Genomic DNA, 17,146 nt, shown 5'->3' with positions numbered 1-17,146 from the left:
AAATAGGAAGGATTTTGCATGGCTACATTTTACAATCGGTCGCGTTCAAACGCTAACGCCTCCTTGATTTCAATGGCTCAAAGATTTTCTGATATATTAATAATCATAATGGGGCTTTATTTAGTCTGTTTTTTTAATGCCTTGACCTTTCAGACCTCTCATGCCATGATGACACTTATATCACTAGTTATTTTTCAAATGATCGGTGGTATAACTGATTTTTACAGATCATGGAGAGGTGTTAACTTTTCAACGGAGTTTATTCTAATACTAAAAAACTGGACTTTAAGTTCGTTAATAGCTTTAGGCTTATATATCATTAAATACTGCCTTGAATTCAAGCTTATTCTATTTATGCAATGGTATTTAATTGTTAATGCTGGTTTTTTTATTTGCCGACTTTTTATCCGTATTATTTCCGGCTTGATGAGAAAACTAGGATACAACACTAGAAATGTAGCCGTTGTTGGCACCCTCCCAGCCGGAATTAATTTACTTAAAAGCTTCAACGAAGAACCTTGGCTAGGTTTTGTAGTTAAAGGCATATATCACGATGAGCCTTATAATGAGCTTTCTAATTATGGGGATGTACCATATGCAGGTGGTGTTGATAAGTTAATGGCTTTGTTGAATAAATCGAACTTTTGCTGAGTTGAAGGATCAGATCACGCATCTTCCCGACAACGCAGACCGTTCCGTGGCAAAGCAAAAGTTCAAAATCTCCAACTGGCCCACCTACAATAAAGCCCTCATCAACCGTGGCTCCATAACTTTCTGGCTGGATGATGAAGCTATTCAGGCCTGGTATGAGTCAGCAACACCTTCTTCACGAGGCAGACCTCAGCGCTATTCTGACCTTGCCATCACGACTGTGCTGGTCATTAAACGCGTATTCAGGCTGACCCTGCGCGCTGCGCAGGGCTTTATTGATTCCATTTTTTCTCTGATGAACGTTCCGCTACGCTGCCCGGATTACAGCTGTGTCAGCAGGCGGGCAAAGTCGGTTAATGTCAGTTTCAAAACGCCCACCCGGGGTGAAATCGCACACCTGGTAATTGATTCCACCGGGCTGAAGGTCTTCGGTGAAGGCGAGTGGAAAGTCAAAAAGCATGGCCAGGAACGCCGTCGTATCTGGCGTAAGCTGCATCTCGCCGTTGACAGTAAAACACATGAAATCATCTGCGCTGACCTGTCGCTGAACAATGTGACGGACTCAGAGGCCTTCCCCGGGTTAATCCGGCAAACCCACCGGAAAATCAGGTCAGCCGCCGCCGATGGCGCTTACGATACCCGGCTATGTCACGATGAACTGCGGCGTAAGAAAATCAGCGCGCTTATCCCTCCCCGAAAAGGTGCGGGTTACTGGCCCGGTGAATATGCAGACCGTAACCGTGCAGTGGCTAATCAGCGAATGACCGGGAGTAATGCGCGGTGGAAATGGACAACAGATTACAACCGTCGCTCGATAGCGGAAACGGCGATGTACCGGGTAAAACAGCTGTTCGGGGGTTCACTGACGCTGCGTGACTACGATGGTCAGGTTGCGGAGGCTATGGCCCTGGTACGAGCGCTGAACAAAATGACGAAAGCAGGTATGCCTGAAAGCGTGCGTATTGCCTGAAAACACAACCCGCTACGGGGGAGACTTACCCGAAATCTGATTTATTCAACAAAGCCTAAGTTAATTAAAGAAGCACGTGCAGGCAAGATAGATCGCGTTTATGTTGCAATGAGTATGAAAGATGAATCTAAAATAAAAAACATCGTAAGTCAATTAACCGATACTACATGTTCAGTATTATTAATTCCAGATATATTCACTTTTAATATTCTCCAATCCAGAACTGAAGAGATAAATGGCGTACCCGTTGTTCCTCTTTTTGATTCACCGCTGAATGGAATTAATATGGTCTTCAAACGATTGGAAGATATAATCGTTTCATTCATCATTTTGGTTTTAATATCTCCAATTTTGTTGGTAATTGCTATTGCTGTAAAAACCACCTCTAAAGGCCCTATTATTTTCAGACAAGTTCGATATGGAATGGATGGTAAACCAATTAAAGTCTGGAAATTCCGTTCAATGACCGTAATGGAAAATGATGATAAAATTATTCAAGCTACTAAAAATGATGTAAGAGTCACCAAAGTAGGTAGATTTCTTCGTAGCACTTCATTGGATGAATTGCCTCAGTTTTTCAATGTTCTTTTTGGGCAAATGTCTGTTGTCGGACCCAGACCTCATGCTGTATCTCATAATGAACAGTATCGTTCATTAATACAGGGATATATGCTTCGTCATAAAGTTAAACCAGGTATAACCGGGTTAGCACAAATTAATGGATGGCGTGGAGAGACAGATACCCTTGAAAAAATGGAAAAACGCATAGAATACGATTTACTTTACATCCGAGGGTGGAGTATCTGGCTAGATATAAAAATTATATTTCTTACTGTATTTAAAGGTTTTATTAATAAATCTGCCTACTAAGATATTATTTCATTAAATAATGATACAGGTTTCTGTATGCCTTCTAGCACAAAACTTAGACATTGTGCTACCGTATGATTTTTTACTATGAGCCCTTTCTAATTTGGGCTAGTATTATCATTATATTTAAGCTGCGAACGTGTCGCAGTGACCACACCAGACAGGAGTATGTAATGTCCAAGCAACAGATCGGGGTTGTCGGTATGGCTGTGATGGGGCGTAACCTTGCGCTGAACATTGAAAGCCGTGGTTATACCGTCTCCGTTTTCAACCGCTCCCGTGAAAAGACCGAAGAAGTGATTGCCGAAAACCCAGGCAAGAAACTGGTCCCTTACTACACAGTACAAGAGTTTGTTGAATCCCTCGAAACACCACGTCGAATCCTGTTGATGGTGAAGGCCGGGGCTGGCACCGACAGCGCCATCGATTCCCTGAAGCCTTACCTTGATAAAGGCGACATCATCATTGATGGCGGCAACACCTTCTTCCAGGACACCATCCGTCGTAACCGTGAACTGTCTGCCGAAGGTTTTAACTTTATCGGTACCGGTGTTTCCGGTGGTGAAGAGGGGGCTCTGAAAGGGCCTTCCATCATGCCTGGTGGGCAGAAAGAAGCCTATGAGCTGGTTGCTCCAATTCTGAAGCAGATTGCTGCCGTTGCTGAAGACGGTGAGCCATGTGTGACCTATATCGGTGCGGACGGTGCTGGCCATTATGTGAAGATGGTTCATAACGGCATCGAGTATGGTGACATGCAGTTGATTGCTGAAGCTTATGCGCTGTTGAAAGGCGGTCTGGCACTTTCCAACGAAGAACTGGCGCAAACCTTCACCGAATGGAACGAAGGCGAGCTGAGTAGCTACCTGATCGACATTACAAAAGATATCTTCACCAAGAAGGATGAAGAGGGTAAATACCTCGTTGATGTTATTCTTGATGAAGCAGCAAACAAAGGTACCGGTAAGTGGACCAGCCAAAGCTCACTGGATCTCGGCGAACCTCTGTCTCTGATCACCGAGTCCGTTTTTGCTCGTTATATCTCTTCTCTAAAAGACCAGCGTGTAGCCGCTTCGAAAGTGCTGAGTGGTCCGCAGGCTCAGCCGGCCGGTGATAAAGCTGAATTTATCGAAAAAGTGCGTCGCGCTTTGTACCTCGGTAAAATCGTTTCCTATGCTCAAGGCTTCTCTCAGCTGCGTGCTGCTTCTGATGAATACAACTGGGATCTGAACTACGGAGAGATCGCTAAGATTTTCCGCGCGGGTTGCATCATTCGTGCACAGTTCCTGCAGAAGATCACCGATGCGTATGCGCAAAACGCGGGCATTGCTAACCTCCTGCTGGCGCCATACTTCAAACAGATCGCTGATGACTATCAGCAGGCGCTGCGTGATGTCGTGGCTTATGCCGTGCAGAATGGTATTCCGGTACCGACGTTCTCTGCCGCCATTGCCTACTACGACAGCTACCGTTCTGCAGTTCTGCCAGCTAACCTGATTCAGGCTCAGCGTGATTACTTTGGTGCGCATACCTATAAGCGTACTGATAAAGAAGGTACATATCATACAGAGTGGAATGATTAAATAAATGCAAAAGTTAAGGCCCTTTATTTGGAAGGGCCTTAAATTACAATATCCTTCTCCTTGTTAGTTATTTTTATGTAATGGTGTTTTTTTTTAATAAAAATAAATTACTATAGGATTTATTTCAAGACTATTAGCCCTCATCCAGTTAACTGATTAAAGTGTAATATCATGAAAATTACTATTTCCGGTACAGGTTATGTAGGTTTATCTAATGGTGTTCTGATTGCGCAAAACCATGAAGTAGTTGCCCTGGATATCGTACAGGCCAAAGTGGATATGCTTAACCAGAAGATCTCTCCAATTGTGGATAAAGAGATTCAGGAATATCTGGCAGAAAAACCGTTAAATTTCCGTGCCACCACGGACAAGCACGACGCCTATCGTAATGCCGACTACGTGATCATTGCGACGCCGACCGATTATGATCCCAAAACTAACTACTTCAACACCTCTACGGTTGAAGCGGTTATTCGCGATGTCACAGAGATCAACCCGAACGCGGTGATGATCATTAAATCGACCATCCCCGTTGGTTTCACCCGTGACATCAAAGAACGTTTAGGGATTGATAATGTTATTTTCTCTCCTGAGTTCCTGCGTGAAGGTCGTGCGCTGTACGACAACCTGCACCCATCGCGCATTGTCATTGGTGAGCGCTCTGCGCGCGCCGAACGTTTTGCAGACCTGTTGAAAGAAGGCGCGATTAAACAGGATATCCCGACCCTGTTTACCGATTCCACTGAAGCAGAAGCGATCAAACTGTTCGCGAACACCTATCTGGCGCTGCGAGTTGCCTATTTTAACGAGCTCGACAGCTATGCTGAAAGCCAGGGGCTGAACAGCAAGCAGATTATCGAAGGGGTATGCCTGGATCCGCGTATCGGCAACCACTATAACAACCCGTCCTTTGGCTATGGCGGCTACTGCCTGCCGAAAGATACCAAGCAGCTGTTGGCGAACTACGAATCGGTTCCAAACAATATCATCGCGGCAATCGTCGATGCCAACCGTACCCGTAAAGACTTTATTGCAGATTCAATTCTCGCCCGTAAACCAAAAGTGGTGGGTGTGTATCGCCTGATCATGAAGAGTGGTTCGGACAACTTCCGTGCCTCTTCTATTCAGGGCATCATGAAGCGCATCAAGGCGAAAGGTATTCCGGTTATTATCTATGAACCGGTGATGCAGGAAGATGAGTTCTTCAACTCCCGCGTCGTGCGTGATCTGAATGCCTTCAAACAAGAAGCGGATGTGATCATTTCTAACCGTATGGCGGAAGAGTTGGCGGATGTTGCCGATAAGGTTTATACCCGAGATCTGTTCGGCAATGATTAATTTATAAATTTTTGTATTTATTATTTATATAGAGTAACTAATTAACTTTAGTAGCTTATTAATTGGCTCCTCTCTTTGTATGTTTAGTATTAGACTAAAATAAGGGAGGGGTTTTTTATGAATATACCATAATGACAATGGGGATGTTGTTTTTAAGCATTAATGGGTAATTATAAACTGCTTTCTTAGATTAGTCTTTTAAATTAGAATTCTTAATATGTTAAATATTTTATTTTATTAATTTGCAGCATTTTGATTAGCCTCTTAATATGAGTGTTTTATAAAAAGCGTGTTGTTCTACCTCAATATGGAGCAAAATTAATGCAGAGAGATGTCACGATTGATATTCTTAGAGTTTGTGGATTGCTACTTATAATGCTTGCGCATGTTAATCCGCCTAATCTTATTTTCCAGATAAGAACATTTGATGTTCCTATGATGGTTTTTGTATCAGGAGTTTCTTACTTTTTGTCCAAAAAAGCAGATGTAAGCTATTTTTCTTATGCATTTTCTCGCTTTAAGAGATTAGTGTTACCAGTCTGGATTTTTTTTGTTTTTTTTCTTCTTGACTATTTATCTTTTCAGGCCAGTGAATTTCTTAGACTTGTTGTCCGTTAAAAACATTCTATCAACATATATGTTAAACGGCTTTGGATATGTATGGGTTATTAGAGTTTTTTTAATCATAGCCATCTTATCACCTTTATACGTCTACTTGACAAAAAATTCAAGTTCGTATTCAATCGCTATAATTGTTCTTTTTTTACTATTGTTTAGTTTACTGTTATCAATATTTCCATATGAAAAACATGGGAAATTATTATCGCATGTTTTTGATGATGTGCTGTTTCCAGCAATATCCTACGGTGCTGTTTTCATTTTAGGGTATAATTACTTTCTTTTTAATACCAAACAAAAGATATTTGTATTCTCGTTATTTTTGCTAGTGTTTTGTCTTTATTTGATGTTAAATTATTTCATGTTTGGGGTGGTGAATGGACCGCAGTCTTATAAATACCCACCTACATTATATTACATCGCATATTCTATCGTTGTTATGTTGGTATTATACCACGCCGTTAATTTATTTATGTTACGACGCAACGTGTGGCCTATTATCCTTATTATTTCTTCTAATACAATTTGGATATATTTATGGCACATACCTGTTGTAGAGTATTTTTATAGATATAATAACGAAACTAATTTTTTCTTAAAGTATTTAGTGGTTTTTTTTGTTAGCACATCTATAGCATTAACACAGAGATTTTTGGTTATGCACTTTTTCCCAAAATCCAAACTAATGAAGGTGATCTTTACCGGTTGATTTTAATTATTATTACTATCATTTATGTATAATTTATTAAGCATTCTAAGTATAATTGTTTAGGCTGAAGGGAATTAGAATCGATTTTTATCAGACTGGCGGAAGTGTGTCGCCAGTTTGGTTTTTACGCATATTATTTTTCTCAATATTTAATTCTTAAAATGTTTGTTTTTATATTTTTATCTCTAATGCAACTATTTGATGGTAATAGATTTGAACAATTTTATAGTGTTGAGGGGCTGGTGTTTTGATTGATTGCATATTATTTATGCATATTTTAATCATCATGAACACCATTGACTATAATGACTTGGGCGACCTTTTTTTTAACTAAAAAATGCTGGGTGGAACATGAGTAAGAATAAGTAACGTAGATAAAGAAATATATTATCATAAGCCTAACCTTCCTACTGTCCACTATACTTTCAATAAATTGTGATGAACCTAACGATCCTGCTCAAAACCCGTTGCGGGTTGAAAACAGGTCCGATAAGTTAAACTTACCTTGTGAAGAGCTACCGTCACTGTGATGTAGATGCCGGAGATAAGCGCCGGGAGGTAAAACGAAGCCTGCAACGCAGGCTTTTGTTATTTATGCCCTGAGGAAATATGTGGAACAGGGCGCGAGTAACGTTATTTTTTCTTGCCTTAAGGCCACGCCAAAACGCAGAATGAACGGTCATTCTGTCATATCATTTTTTTATCTCTTAATATTATCTTAATCTAAATGCAATATGGAGCGAGTCTTACCACTTGCGTTTATTAAACGTCAGTTTTGTTTTCTTTCTGTCTTTCAGATATGAAATTAAAAAGAAAACAGACACAGCAAGTAGTATGGCAGCCACCACTAAGAAAAATAGGTTTTCCATAATATCTACCACAGCTTTTTGTTGGTTGAATCATTAGCATGTTAAGCAACACTTCAGCCCGGAAGCGCTGAATTGCGATCTCTAACATATCCTGTTCTTAAGAAAATTCCTACAGAAAGTAATGTCTTTTATTTATCAGGAGAAAATGCTGAAGGAGCCATTAAAAATAGTATTGAAAAGAGTAATAGCAGGGGACCAGGCTTAAAGTTGTTGGCTTTTTCGCTGGCGTGCAGATGAAACTGGTTTCAGCACCGTCGTTAAAACCATTAAAAATTATTCTTTAGCACAAAAAAGTATAGCCTGTGCCAGGCTCGGGTAAAGAAATGAATGATAAAGGAAGACAATACGGGATGCTTATCCGTTGCCGCAATCAGCGGATTGCGGCAGGGCAGAGACAGGTTAGATCTGATAGTAATCCTTATACCACTCCACGAAGTTCTTCACGCCTTCTTTCACTGATGTCTGTGGCTTAAAGCCCACCAGGTCATACAGCGGCTGGGTGTCTGCACTGGTGTCCAGCACATCGCCCGGCTGAATCGGCATCATATTCTTCTTCGCTTCCATCCCCAGGGCTTCTTCCAGGGCGGTGATATAATCCATCAGTTCCACCGGCGAGCTGTTGCCAATGTTATAGACCCGGTACGGCGCGGAGCTGGTAGCCGGGGAACCATTCTCAACGGTCCAGTCGGCATTGGCCTGCGGGATCACATCCTGAACGCGCACCACCGCCTCGACGATATCGTCGATATAGGTGAAATCGCGCTTCATCTTGCCGTAGTTGTAAACGTCGATACTTTTCCCTGCCAGCATCGCTTTCGTGAACTTGAACAGCGCCATATCCGGGCGGCCCCACGGACCATAGACCGTAAAGAAGCGCAGCCCGGTGGTCGGGATGCCGTACAGATGGGAATAGGTATGCGCCATCAGCTCATTGGCTTTCTTGGTGGCGGCGTACAGGGAAACCGGATGATCGACGGAATCCTCCGTGGAGAACGGCATTTTGCGGTTAAGGCCGTAAACCGAACTGGAGGAGGCGTATACCAGGTGTTTCACTTTGGTATGGCGGCAGCCTTCCAGAATATTCAGGTACCCCATCAGGTTTGCGTCGGCGTAGGCATACGGGTTTTCCAGCGAATAGCGCACGCCGGCCTGGGCCGCCAGGTGGATCACGCGGTCAAACTGTTCTGCGGCGAACAGCGTCGCCATACCCTCACGGTCGGCAAGATCCAGCTGCTGGAAATGGAATGCCGGAGAGGACAGGCGATCCAGACGGGCCTGCTTCAGGCTGACGTCATAGTAGTCGTTCATGTTGTCGATCCCGACAACGTCATGCCCATCATTCAGCAGGCGCTGCGCGATATGAAAGCCGATAAAACCTGCGGCACCAGTGACCAAAAACTTCATATTTTTCCTCCGGGGTGTGGATATCCCGTTCTACATAACGGCCGATTTTACACTGGCTTGCGGCTGGGATCACTTGCTTTGCCGCGTCTTATCCGCCAGGCGTGAAGTGAAGGGCGCTTTTTTCTGGCAAAATCGTGGTGGCAAAGGCTGATAAATAACAACGTTTCTCATTTGACTGTTAGCTGTCGAATAATAACCTTATGACCTGTCAGCGGTTTAGCGATTCATGGTGCAATCATAAAGGTCGCCAATCCCCCCGGTATGGCGTAATTTTGTTTAAAGTTATATTTTCGTCAGCGGATGATTTAGCAAATGGGCAAAATCTCTGCAGTGTTTTCTCTGGTTTTTTGATGAATATCAATGGATTAGATTGGTTTTGTTTGTTTAGTGAATGTTTATAATGTGTATTATTTGAGTAATCCATTAATCAGTAGGCTTTTTTATTTTTATTCCCCGCGACCAGCGCTATAATCTGCGGACGATTTTCTTTGTGGAATGTGCAGTGTAGAGCATGAGTCGTTTATCCCTCCTGTCGGAACAAAGCGCCGTCGCCATGTGCAAAGGGCCATCAAGCCTGGCCGCGCGTTGTCTCCCTGGCGGCGAAAGCGATGTCTCTTCTTATCTTTCCCCGCATCGTGGACGCTCCTTTCTGACGCTTGCTGGCACCGGCAGGCCGCCTGTTTCCCTTTCGTCGGTGGCGGAAAGCGCACGCGTGATACCCTGCGTAAATGAGAAAGTCCTGATGGTTAACCCGGCGGCAAATGCGGAAAGTGTGGTGCGTTTGGCGGCCAGGTGAGGGAAGATGCATGTTAAAAGCAGAGATATGCCTGAAGGTATATCTCTGCTTTTAGGTTTTCAGGACACCCGTTCCGTCAGGCTGGCTTTTCAGACCGCTGAGTGAACGTTCTGCCGACAACCTGAAGCGAAAGAGGGTGGCGTTTAGCCTGAAGCACGGGAGCAGTACGCATTTTGGTTGCGACAGCCAATGGCGGTAGCGTGCCTGAAAAAGGCCATTCCACCCGACGGTCGATTGATTGATAGTAAAATAAAGCAATTATTTATTTAAGGATTTCATTATGTTACTTCCTGTAATTATGGCTGGTGGTACCGGCAGTCGTCTCTGGCCGATGTCTCGCGAGCTTTACCCGAAACAGTTCCTCCGGCTGTACGGGCAGAACTCCATGCTGCAGGAAACCATCACCCGACTCTCGGGCCTTGAAATCCATGAACCGATGGTCATCTGTAACGAAGAGCACCGCTTCCTGGTGGCAGAACAGCTGCGCCAGCTCAACAAGTTGTCGAACAACATTATTCTTGAGCCGGTCGGGCGCAACACCGCCCCGGCCATCGCCCTGGCGGCTCTTCAGGCCACCCGCCACGGCGACGACCCGCTGATGCTGGTTCTCGCCGCCGACCATATCATCAATAACCAGCCAGTCTTCCACGACGCCATCCGCGTCGCCGAGCAGTATGCCGATGAAGGCCATCTGGTCACCTTCGGTATCGTGCCGAACGCCCCGGAAACCGGCTACGGCTATATCCAGCGCGGCGTGGCCCTCACCGACAGCGCCCACACCCCGTACCAGGTGGCCCGCTTCGTGGAGAAGCCGGACCGCGAGCGCGCCGAGGCCTACCTCGCCTCCGGGGAGTACTACTGGAACAGCGGCATGTTTATGTTCCGCGCCAAAAAATACCTCTCCGAGCTGGCCAAATTCCGCCCGGATATCCTCGAAGCCTGCCAGGCCGCGGTCAATGCCGCCGACAACGGCAGCGACTTCATCAGCATTCCGCATGACATTTTCTGCGAGTGCCCGGATGAGTCTGTGGACTACGCGGTGATGGAGAAAACCGCCGACGCGGTGGTGGTCGGTCTTGATGCCGACTGGAGCGACGTCGGCTCCTGGTCCGCCCTGTGGGAGGTCAGCCCGAAAGATGAGCAGGGTAACGTCCTCAGCGGCGACGCGTGGGTGCACAACAGCGAAAACTGCTACATCAACAGCGACGAGAAGCTGGTGGCGGCCATCGGCGTGGAAAACCTGGTGATTGTCAGCACCAAGGACGCCGTGCTGGTGATGAACCGCGAGCGTTCCCAGGACGTGAAGAAGGCGGTCGAGTTCCTCAAGCAGAACCAGCGCAGCGAGTACAAGCGCCACCGCGAGATTTACCGTCCCTGGGGCCGCTGCGACGTGGTGGTTCAGACCCCGCGCTTCAACGTCAACCGTATCACCGTGAAACCGGGCGGCGCCTTCTCGATGCAGATGCACCACCACCGCGCCGAGCACTGGGTCATTCTCGCCGGTACCGGCCAGGTGACGGTCAACGGCAAGCAGTTCCTGCTGACCGAGAACCAGTCCACTTTTATTCCGATTGGCGCCGAGCACAGCCTGGAAAACCCGGGCCGCATTCCGCTGGAAGTGCTGGAGATCCAGTCGGGGTCGTACCTCGGCGAGGACGACATTATTCGTATTAAAGACCAGTATGGTCGTTGCTAATTTTTTTTCGGGACAAAACGCAGAATGACACAGTTAACATGCTTTAAGGCTTATGACATCCGTGGTGAACTGGGCGAGGAACTGAACGAGGACATCGCCTACCGTATCGGCCGCGCCTACGGCGAATTTCTGAAACCCGGGAAGATAGTGGTGGGGGGCGATGTACGCCTCACCAGCGAGTCGCTGAAGCTGGCGCTGGCCCGCGGGCTGATGGACGCCGGCACCGACGTGCTGGATATCGGCCTGAGCGGTACGGAAGAGATTTACTTCGCCACCTTCCACCTCGGGGTGGACGGCGGTATCGAGGTGACGGCGAGCCACAACCCGATGAACTACAACGGCATGAAGCTGGTACGCGAGAACGCGAAGCCCATCAGCGGCGACACCGGCCTGCGGGATATCCAGCGCCTGGCGGAGGAGAACCAGTTCCCGCCGGTGGACCCGGCGCGTCGCGGCACCCTGCGTCAGGTATCGGTGCTGAAGGAGTACGTCGACCACCTGATGGGCTACGTGGACCTGGCGAACTTCACCCGTCCGCTGAAGCTGGTGGTGAACTCCGGCAACGGGGCGGCGGGGCACGTGATTGATGAGGTGGAGAAACGCTTCGCGGCGGCCGGGGCGCCGGTGACCTTTATCAAGGTGCATCACCAGCCGGATGGCCATTTCCCGAACGGTATCCCGAACCCGCTGCTGCCGGAGTGCCGCCAGGATACCGCCGACGCGGTGCGTGCGCATCAGGCAGACATGGGCATCGCCTTTGACGGCGACTTCGACCGCTGCTTCCTGTTCGATGACGAGGCGTCGTTTATCGAGGGGTACTACATTGTCGGCCTGCTGGCGGAAGCGTTCCTGCAGAAGCAGCCGGGGGCGAAAATCATTCACGACCCGCGTCTGACATGGAACACGGTGGACATCGTGACCCGCAGCGGCGGGCAGCCGGTGATGTCGAAGACCGGGCATGCGTTCATCAAGGAGCGGATGCGCCAGGAAGATGCCATCTACGGCGGGGAGATGAGCGCGCACCATTACTTCCGCGACTTCGCCTACTGCGACAGCGGGATGATCCCGTGGCTGCTGGTGGCGGAGCTGCTGTGCCTGAAGAACAGTTCGCTGAAATCGCTGGTGGCGGACCGCCAGGCGGCATTCCCGGCGTCGGGGGAGATCAACCGCAAGCTGGGGAATGCGGCGGAGGCGATTGCCCGCATCCGGGCGCAGTATGAGCCGGCGGCCGCCCACATCGACACAACGGACGGTATCAGTATTGAATACCCTGAGTGGCGCTTTAACCTGCGCACGTCCAACACGGAGCCGGTGGTGCGTCTGAACGTGGAGTCCAGAGCGGATACGGCGTTGATGAACGAGAAAACCGCCGAGCTGCTTAACCTGTTAAAAGAGGAATCGCTTTGAGTCCTATGTTTTCAGCGATCTATCGCTACCGTGGCTTTATTATTGACAGCGTTAAACGGGACTTTCAGTCCCGTTACCAGACCAGCTTTTTAGGCGCGGCATGGCTGATTTTACAGCCGATCGCCATGATTTCCGTCTATACATTAATCTTTTCTGAGTTAATGCGTGCCCGCCTGGCGGGCATGGACGGCCCTTTTGCCTATAGCATCTACCTCTGTTCCGGGGTGTTAACCTGGGGGCTGTTCACGGAAACGCTTAACAGTCTGGTCAACGTTTTTCTGACCAACGCCAACATTCTTAAAAAGCTCAGCTTTCCGCGGATCTGTTTACCGATCATCGTCACGGCTTCGGCGTTCATTAACTTTCTGATCATTTTCGGTCTGTTTGTGCTGTTTCTGATCGTCACGGGGAATTTCCCGGGCATGATTTTCTTTGAAATCATTCCGGTGCTGATCGTCCAGATGCTGTTCACCCTGGGCCTGGGGATTATCCTCGGCGTGCTGAACGTTTTTGTCCGCGACATCGGCCAGTTCGTCAATATCCTGCTGCAGTTTTGGTTCTGGTTTACGCCTATTGTTTACGTGTCCAAAACGCTGCCGGAATGGGTATCAGGCCTGCTGGCCTATAACCCGATGGCGACCATTATCGGTTCCTACCAGAATGTGATGCTCTATCACCAGAGCCCTGACTGGATGGCGCTGCTTCCGGTCACGGTGGTGTCGGTCATTCTGTTTTTATTTGCCTGGCGTTTATTTAAAAAACATGCCGCTGATATTGTGGACGAGATTTAATCATGAGTATCAAAGTTCAGCACGTCGGCAAGGCGTATAAATATTACCCATCCAAATGGAACCGGGTCATTGAGAAACTGCTGCCGGGCGATAAGCCGCGGCACAGCAAAAAATGGGTGTTAAAAGACATCAATTTCAGCATTGAACCCGGTGAAGCAGTCGGTATTGTCGGGGTGAACGGCGCAGGTAAAAGTACGTTGCTGAAGCTGCTGACCGGCACCACCCAGCCCACCAAAGGCAGCATTGAGATCCAGGGGCGCGTCGCTGCGCTGCTGGAGCTGGGCATGGGTTTCCATCCCGACTTTACCGGCCGGCAGAACGTGTATATGTCCGGGCTGATGATGGGCCTGAGCCGCGAAGAGATCGAGCGCTTAATGCCGGAGATCGAAGCCTTTGCAGATATCGGCGACTACATTGAAGAGCCGGTCCGTATCTATTCCAGTGGCATGCAAATGCGTCTGGCGTTCGCCGTGGCTACCGCTTCTCGCCCGGATATTCTGATCGTCGATGAAGCGCTCTCCGTTGGCGACTCCCGCTTTCAGGCGAAGTGCTACGCCCGCATTGCGGACTTCAAAAAGCAGGGCACCACGCTGCTGCTGGTTTCCCACAGCGCCGGGGATATCGTCAAGCACTGCGACCGCGCCATCTTCCTCAAAAATGGTGACATCTGCATGGACGGCACCGCCCGTGACGTGACCAACCGTTACCTGGATGAGCTGTTTGGCAAACCTGATAAAGACAGCGCGAAGAAAAGCGAAACGGCTACCTCGTCAGCCAGTGGTGAAAGCCAGATGTCGCTCGATGAGATTGAAGATGTGTACCACACGCGACCAGGCTACCGTCCGGAAGAGTACCGCTGGGGGCAGGGGGGCGCGAAAATCATCGATTACCATATTCAGAGCGCCGGGGTTGATTTTCCGCCATCGCTGACGGGCAATCAGCAGACCGATTTTCTGATGAAGGTCGTGTTTGAATACGATTTTGATTGCGTGGTGCCAGGCATCCTGATTAAGACTCTCGATGGCTTATTCCTCTACGGAACCAACTCTTTCCTCGCCTCAGAAGGGCGCGAGAATATTTCGGTTTCCCGCGGCGATGTTCGGGTGTTTAAATTTAGCCTTCCGGTGGATTTAAACAGTGGCGATTACCTGCTGTCATTTGGTATCTCTGCCGGCAACCCGCAGACGGATATGACGCCGCTGGACAGACGTTACGACTCCATTATTTTACATGTGACCAAGAGCATGGATTTCTGGGGTGTCATCGATCTTAAGTCGTCCTTTACTAGCTACCAATGACGTTGAGAAAAACGATTCCATGACTAAAAACTTAAACACGCTGGTTAGCGAATTACCTGAGATTTATCAAACTATTTTTGGACATCCCGAGTGGGATGGCGACGCCGCTCGCGATTGTAATCAACGTCTCGATTTGATTACCGAACAGTACGATAACTTATCCCGGGCGCTGGGCCGCCCGCTTAAAGTTCTCGATCTGGGCTGCGCTCAGGGCTTTTTCAGCCTGAGCCTGGCAAGCAAAGGCGCGACTATCGTTGGTATCGATTTCCAGCAGGAAAATATTAACGTGTGCCGCGCGCTGGCCGAAGAAAACCCCGACTTTGCCGCCGAATTCCGGGTAGGCAGAATTGAAGAGGTGATCGCCGCGCTGGAAGAGGGCGAGTTTGATCTGGCCATTGGCTTAAGCGTGTTTCATCATATTGTTCATCTTCATGGTATCGATGAAGTTAAACGTCTGCTCTCGCGCCTGGCGGATGTTACCCAGGCGGTGATCCTTGAGCTGGCGGTGAAAGAAGAACCGCTCTACTGGGGCGTTTCTCAGCCGGAAGATCCGCGCGAACTGATTGAGCAGTGCGCGTTTTATCGCCTGATTGGCGAGTTTGATACCCATTTATCCCCCGTTCCGCGCCCGATGTACCTGGTCAGCAACCACCGGGTGCTGCTCAACGATTTTAATCAGCCGTTCCAGCACTGGCAAAATCAGCCCTATGCCGGGGCCGGCCTGGCGCATAAGCGCAGCCGTCGCTACTTCTTTGGCGAAGATTATGTGTGCAAGTTTTTCTATTACGACATGCCTCACGGCATCCTGACGGCGGAAGAGAGCCAGCGTAATAAACATGAACTGCATAATGAAATAAAGTTCCTGGCGCAACCGCCAGCGGGCTTTGACGCGCCGGCATTACTGGCCCACGGCGAAAACGCCCAGTCTGGCTGGCTGGTGATGGAAAAGCTCCCGGGTAGCTTGCTGAGCGATATGCTGGCGGCCGGGGAAGAGATCGATCGTGAAAAAATCCTTGGCAGCTTGCTCCGTTCCTTAGCGGCGCTGGAGAAGCAAGGGTTCTGGCATGACGATGTACGCCCGTGGAACGTGATGGTCGATGCCCGGCAGCATGCCCGCTTAATCGACTTCGGGTCTATCGTCACCACCCCACAGGACTGCAGCTGGCCGACAAACCTTGTCCAGTCGTTCTTCGTGTTTGTGAATGAGCTGTTTGCCGAAAACAAAAACTTAAACGGTTTCTGGCGCTCGGCGCCCGTGCATCCGTTCAACCTGCCGCAGCCGTGGTCAAACTGGCTGTATGCAGTCTGGCAGGAGCCGGTTGACAGCTGGAACTTTGCTCTGCTGTTGTCGCTGTTCGACAAGAAAGCGAAACTGCCGTCAGCTGAACAGCAGCGTGGGGCGACGGAGCAGTGGATTATCGCTCAGGAAACGGTGCTGCTGGAGCTTCAGTCCCGGGTGCGCAATGAAAGTGCCGGCTCGGAGGCGATGCGTGGGGAAATCCAGGCTCTGGAGCAGCAGATCGTTCAGCTGCAGGCGGCACAGGATGCGTTAGTCGAAAAAGCGCAACAGCCAGTGGAAGTCAGCCATGAGCTGAGCTGGCTGACTGAGAATATGGCGCAGCTGACCGCGCTGCTGGAGTCGGCAAAAGCTCACGCCCAGGCTGACATTCAGCCCGAGCTGCCGCCGGAAACCGCTGAGCTCCTCCAGCGACTGGAAGCCGCGAACCGGGAGATTCACCATTTACATAACGAAAACCAGCAGCTTCGCCAGGAAATTGAAAAAATCCATCGCAGCCGTTCCTGGAGAATGACCAAGGGTTATCGTTATCTGGGACTGCAGATCCATTTGCTGAGACAGTATGGTTTCGTGCAGCGTTGTAAACATTTTATTAAGCGCGTCCTGCGCTTTGTTTTCTCGTTTATGAGAAAACATCCGCAGGTAAAACATACCGCGGTAAATGGGTTACATAAGCTGGGTCTTTATCAACCGGCATACCGTTTGTATCGTCGTATGAATCCGCTGCCGCATAGCCAGTATCAGGCTGATGCGCAGATTTTATCGCAGACTGAGCTGCAAGTGATGCATCCGGAGCTTCTACCTCCGGAGGTTTATGAAATTTATCTCAAACTAACGAAAAATAAATAAGGA

Annotated in this window: 13 protein-coding genes and 1 pseudogene; 12 read left to right on the top strand and 2 right to left on the bottom strand. The window is 48.6% G+C overall.

Features of this window, described 5'->3' with window-relative positions:
* Window positions 1–18: 18 nt before the first annotated feature.
* From CE636_RS06825 to CE636_RS06800, 7 genes and pseudogenes are all read left to right on the top strand, one after another.
* Entirely contained in the window at window positions 19–651 is a 633-nt protein-coding gene (locus CE636_RS06825) for a hypothetical protein (protein WP_017899380.1), read from the top strand.
* A 1-nt stretch (window position 652) separates the two neighbouring features.
* Window positions 653–1,621 carry an IS5-like element IS903B family transposase gene (locus tag CE636_RS06820; protein WP_077256550.1) on the top strand — a complete coding sequence of 323 codons (969 nt, stop codon included), beginning with the start codon at window positions 653–655 and terminating at the stop codon, window positions 1,619–1,621.
* Window positions 1,622–1,678: 57 nt separating this feature from the next.
* Window positions 1,679–2,491, top strand: a pseudogene (locus tag CE636_RS06815) (undecaprenyl-phosphate glucose phosphotransferase); the annotation flags it as partial.
* A 173-nt stretch (window positions 2,492–2,664) separates the two neighbouring features.
* A complete protein-coding gene (gene gndA, locus CE636_RS06810) occupies window positions 2,665–4,071 on the top strand; it encodes an NADP-dependent phosphogluconate dehydrogenase (RefSeq protein WP_017899714.1) in 1,407 nt (468 codons plus the stop codon).
* A gap of 171 nt (window positions 4,072–4,242) precedes the next feature.
* Window positions 4,243–5,409, top strand: coding sequence for a UDP-glucose 6-dehydrogenase (gene ugd, locus CE636_RS06805; protein ID WP_004175261.1), 1,167 nt, complete (start codon window positions 4,243–4,245; stop codon window positions 5,407–5,409).
* 321 nt (window positions 5,410–5,730) lie between these two features.
* Window positions 5,731–6,027 (top strand): acyltransferase family protein, encoded by a 297-nt coding sequence (locus CE636_RS29400; protein ID WP_228258415.1) that lies wholly within the window; start codon window positions 5,731–5,733, stop codon window positions 6,025–6,027.
* Window positions 6,028–6,046: 19 nt separating this feature from the next.
* The gene (locus CE636_RS06800) at window positions 6,047–6,736 is read left to right on the top strand and encodes an acyltransferase family protein (RefSeq protein ID WP_244609904.1); all 690 of its coding nucleotides are present in this window, start codon (window positions 6,047–6,049) and stop codon (window positions 6,734–6,736) included.
* A gap of 746 nt (window positions 6,737–7,482) precedes the next feature.
* Here CE636_RS06800 and CE636_RS28590 read toward each other — a convergent pair.
* Both CE636_RS28590 and CE636_RS06795 read right to left on the bottom strand, forming a co-directional pair.
* The gene (locus CE636_RS28590; RefSeq protein ID WP_000429184.1) at window positions 7,483–7,605 is read right to left on the bottom strand and encodes a small membrane protein; all 123 of its coding nucleotides are present in this window, start codon (window positions 7,603–7,605) and stop codon (window positions 7,483–7,485) included.
* Window positions 7,606–8,004: 399 nt separating this feature from the next.
* Complete coding sequence (locus CE636_RS06795) at window positions 8,005–9,009, bottom strand: NAD-dependent epimerase (protein WP_017899712.1); 1,005 nt, start codon at window positions 9,007–9,009, stop codon at window positions 8,005–8,007.
* A gap of 1,076 nt (window positions 9,010–10,085) precedes the next feature.
* Between CE636_RS06795 and CE636_RS06780 the strand changes: the two genes are divergently transcribed.
* The 5 genes from CE636_RS06780 to CE636_RS06760 are packed head-to-tail and all read left to right on the top strand — an operon-like array spanning window position 10,086 to window position 17,143.
* Window positions 10,086–11,501, top strand: a complete 1,416-nt coding sequence (locus CE636_RS06780) for a mannose-1-phosphate guanylyltransferase/mannose-6-phosphate isomerase (RefSeq protein ID WP_012967599.1) — start codon at window positions 10,086–10,088, stop codon at window positions 11,499–11,501.
* Between the two features lie 24 nt (window positions 11,502–11,525).
* Entirely contained in the window at window positions 11,526–12,908 is a 1,383-nt protein-coding gene (rfbK, locus tag CE636_RS06775; protein WP_017899711.1) for an O9 family phosphomannomutase RfbK, read from the top strand.
* 5 nt (window positions 12,909–12,913) lie between these two features.
* Window positions 12,914–13,699 (top strand): O9 family O-antigen export ABC transporter permease subunit, encoded by a 786-nt coding sequence (wzm, locus tag CE636_RS06770; protein WP_004203602.1) that lies wholly within the window; start codon window positions 12,914–12,916, stop codon window positions 13,697–13,699.
* A 2-nt stretch (window positions 13,700–13,701) separates the two neighbouring features.
* Window positions 13,702–14,997: an O9 family O-antigen export ABC transporter ATP-binding subunit gene (gene wzt, locus CE636_RS06765; protein WP_004203600.1), complete on the top strand. Its 1,296-nt coding sequence runs from the start codon at window positions 13,702–13,704 to the stop codon at window positions 14,995–14,997.
* Between the two features lie 19 nt (window positions 14,998–15,016).
* A complete protein-coding gene (locus tag CE636_RS06760) occupies window positions 15,017–17,143 on the top strand; it encodes a class I SAM-dependent methyltransferase (RefSeq protein ID WP_017899710.1) in 2,127 nt (708 codons plus the stop codon).
* The last annotated feature ends 3 nt before the right edge of the window (window positions 17,144–17,146 follow it).

The organism is Klebsiella sp. LY (genome assembly GCF_004010915.1).
Classification (GTDB): domain Bacteria; phylum Pseudomonadota; class Gammaproteobacteria; order Enterobacterales; family Enterobacteriaceae; genus Klebsiella; species Klebsiella quasipneumoniae.
Note: the sequence above shows the minus strand (reverse complement) of the source record. Positions and strands in the feature narration are given on the sequence as shown.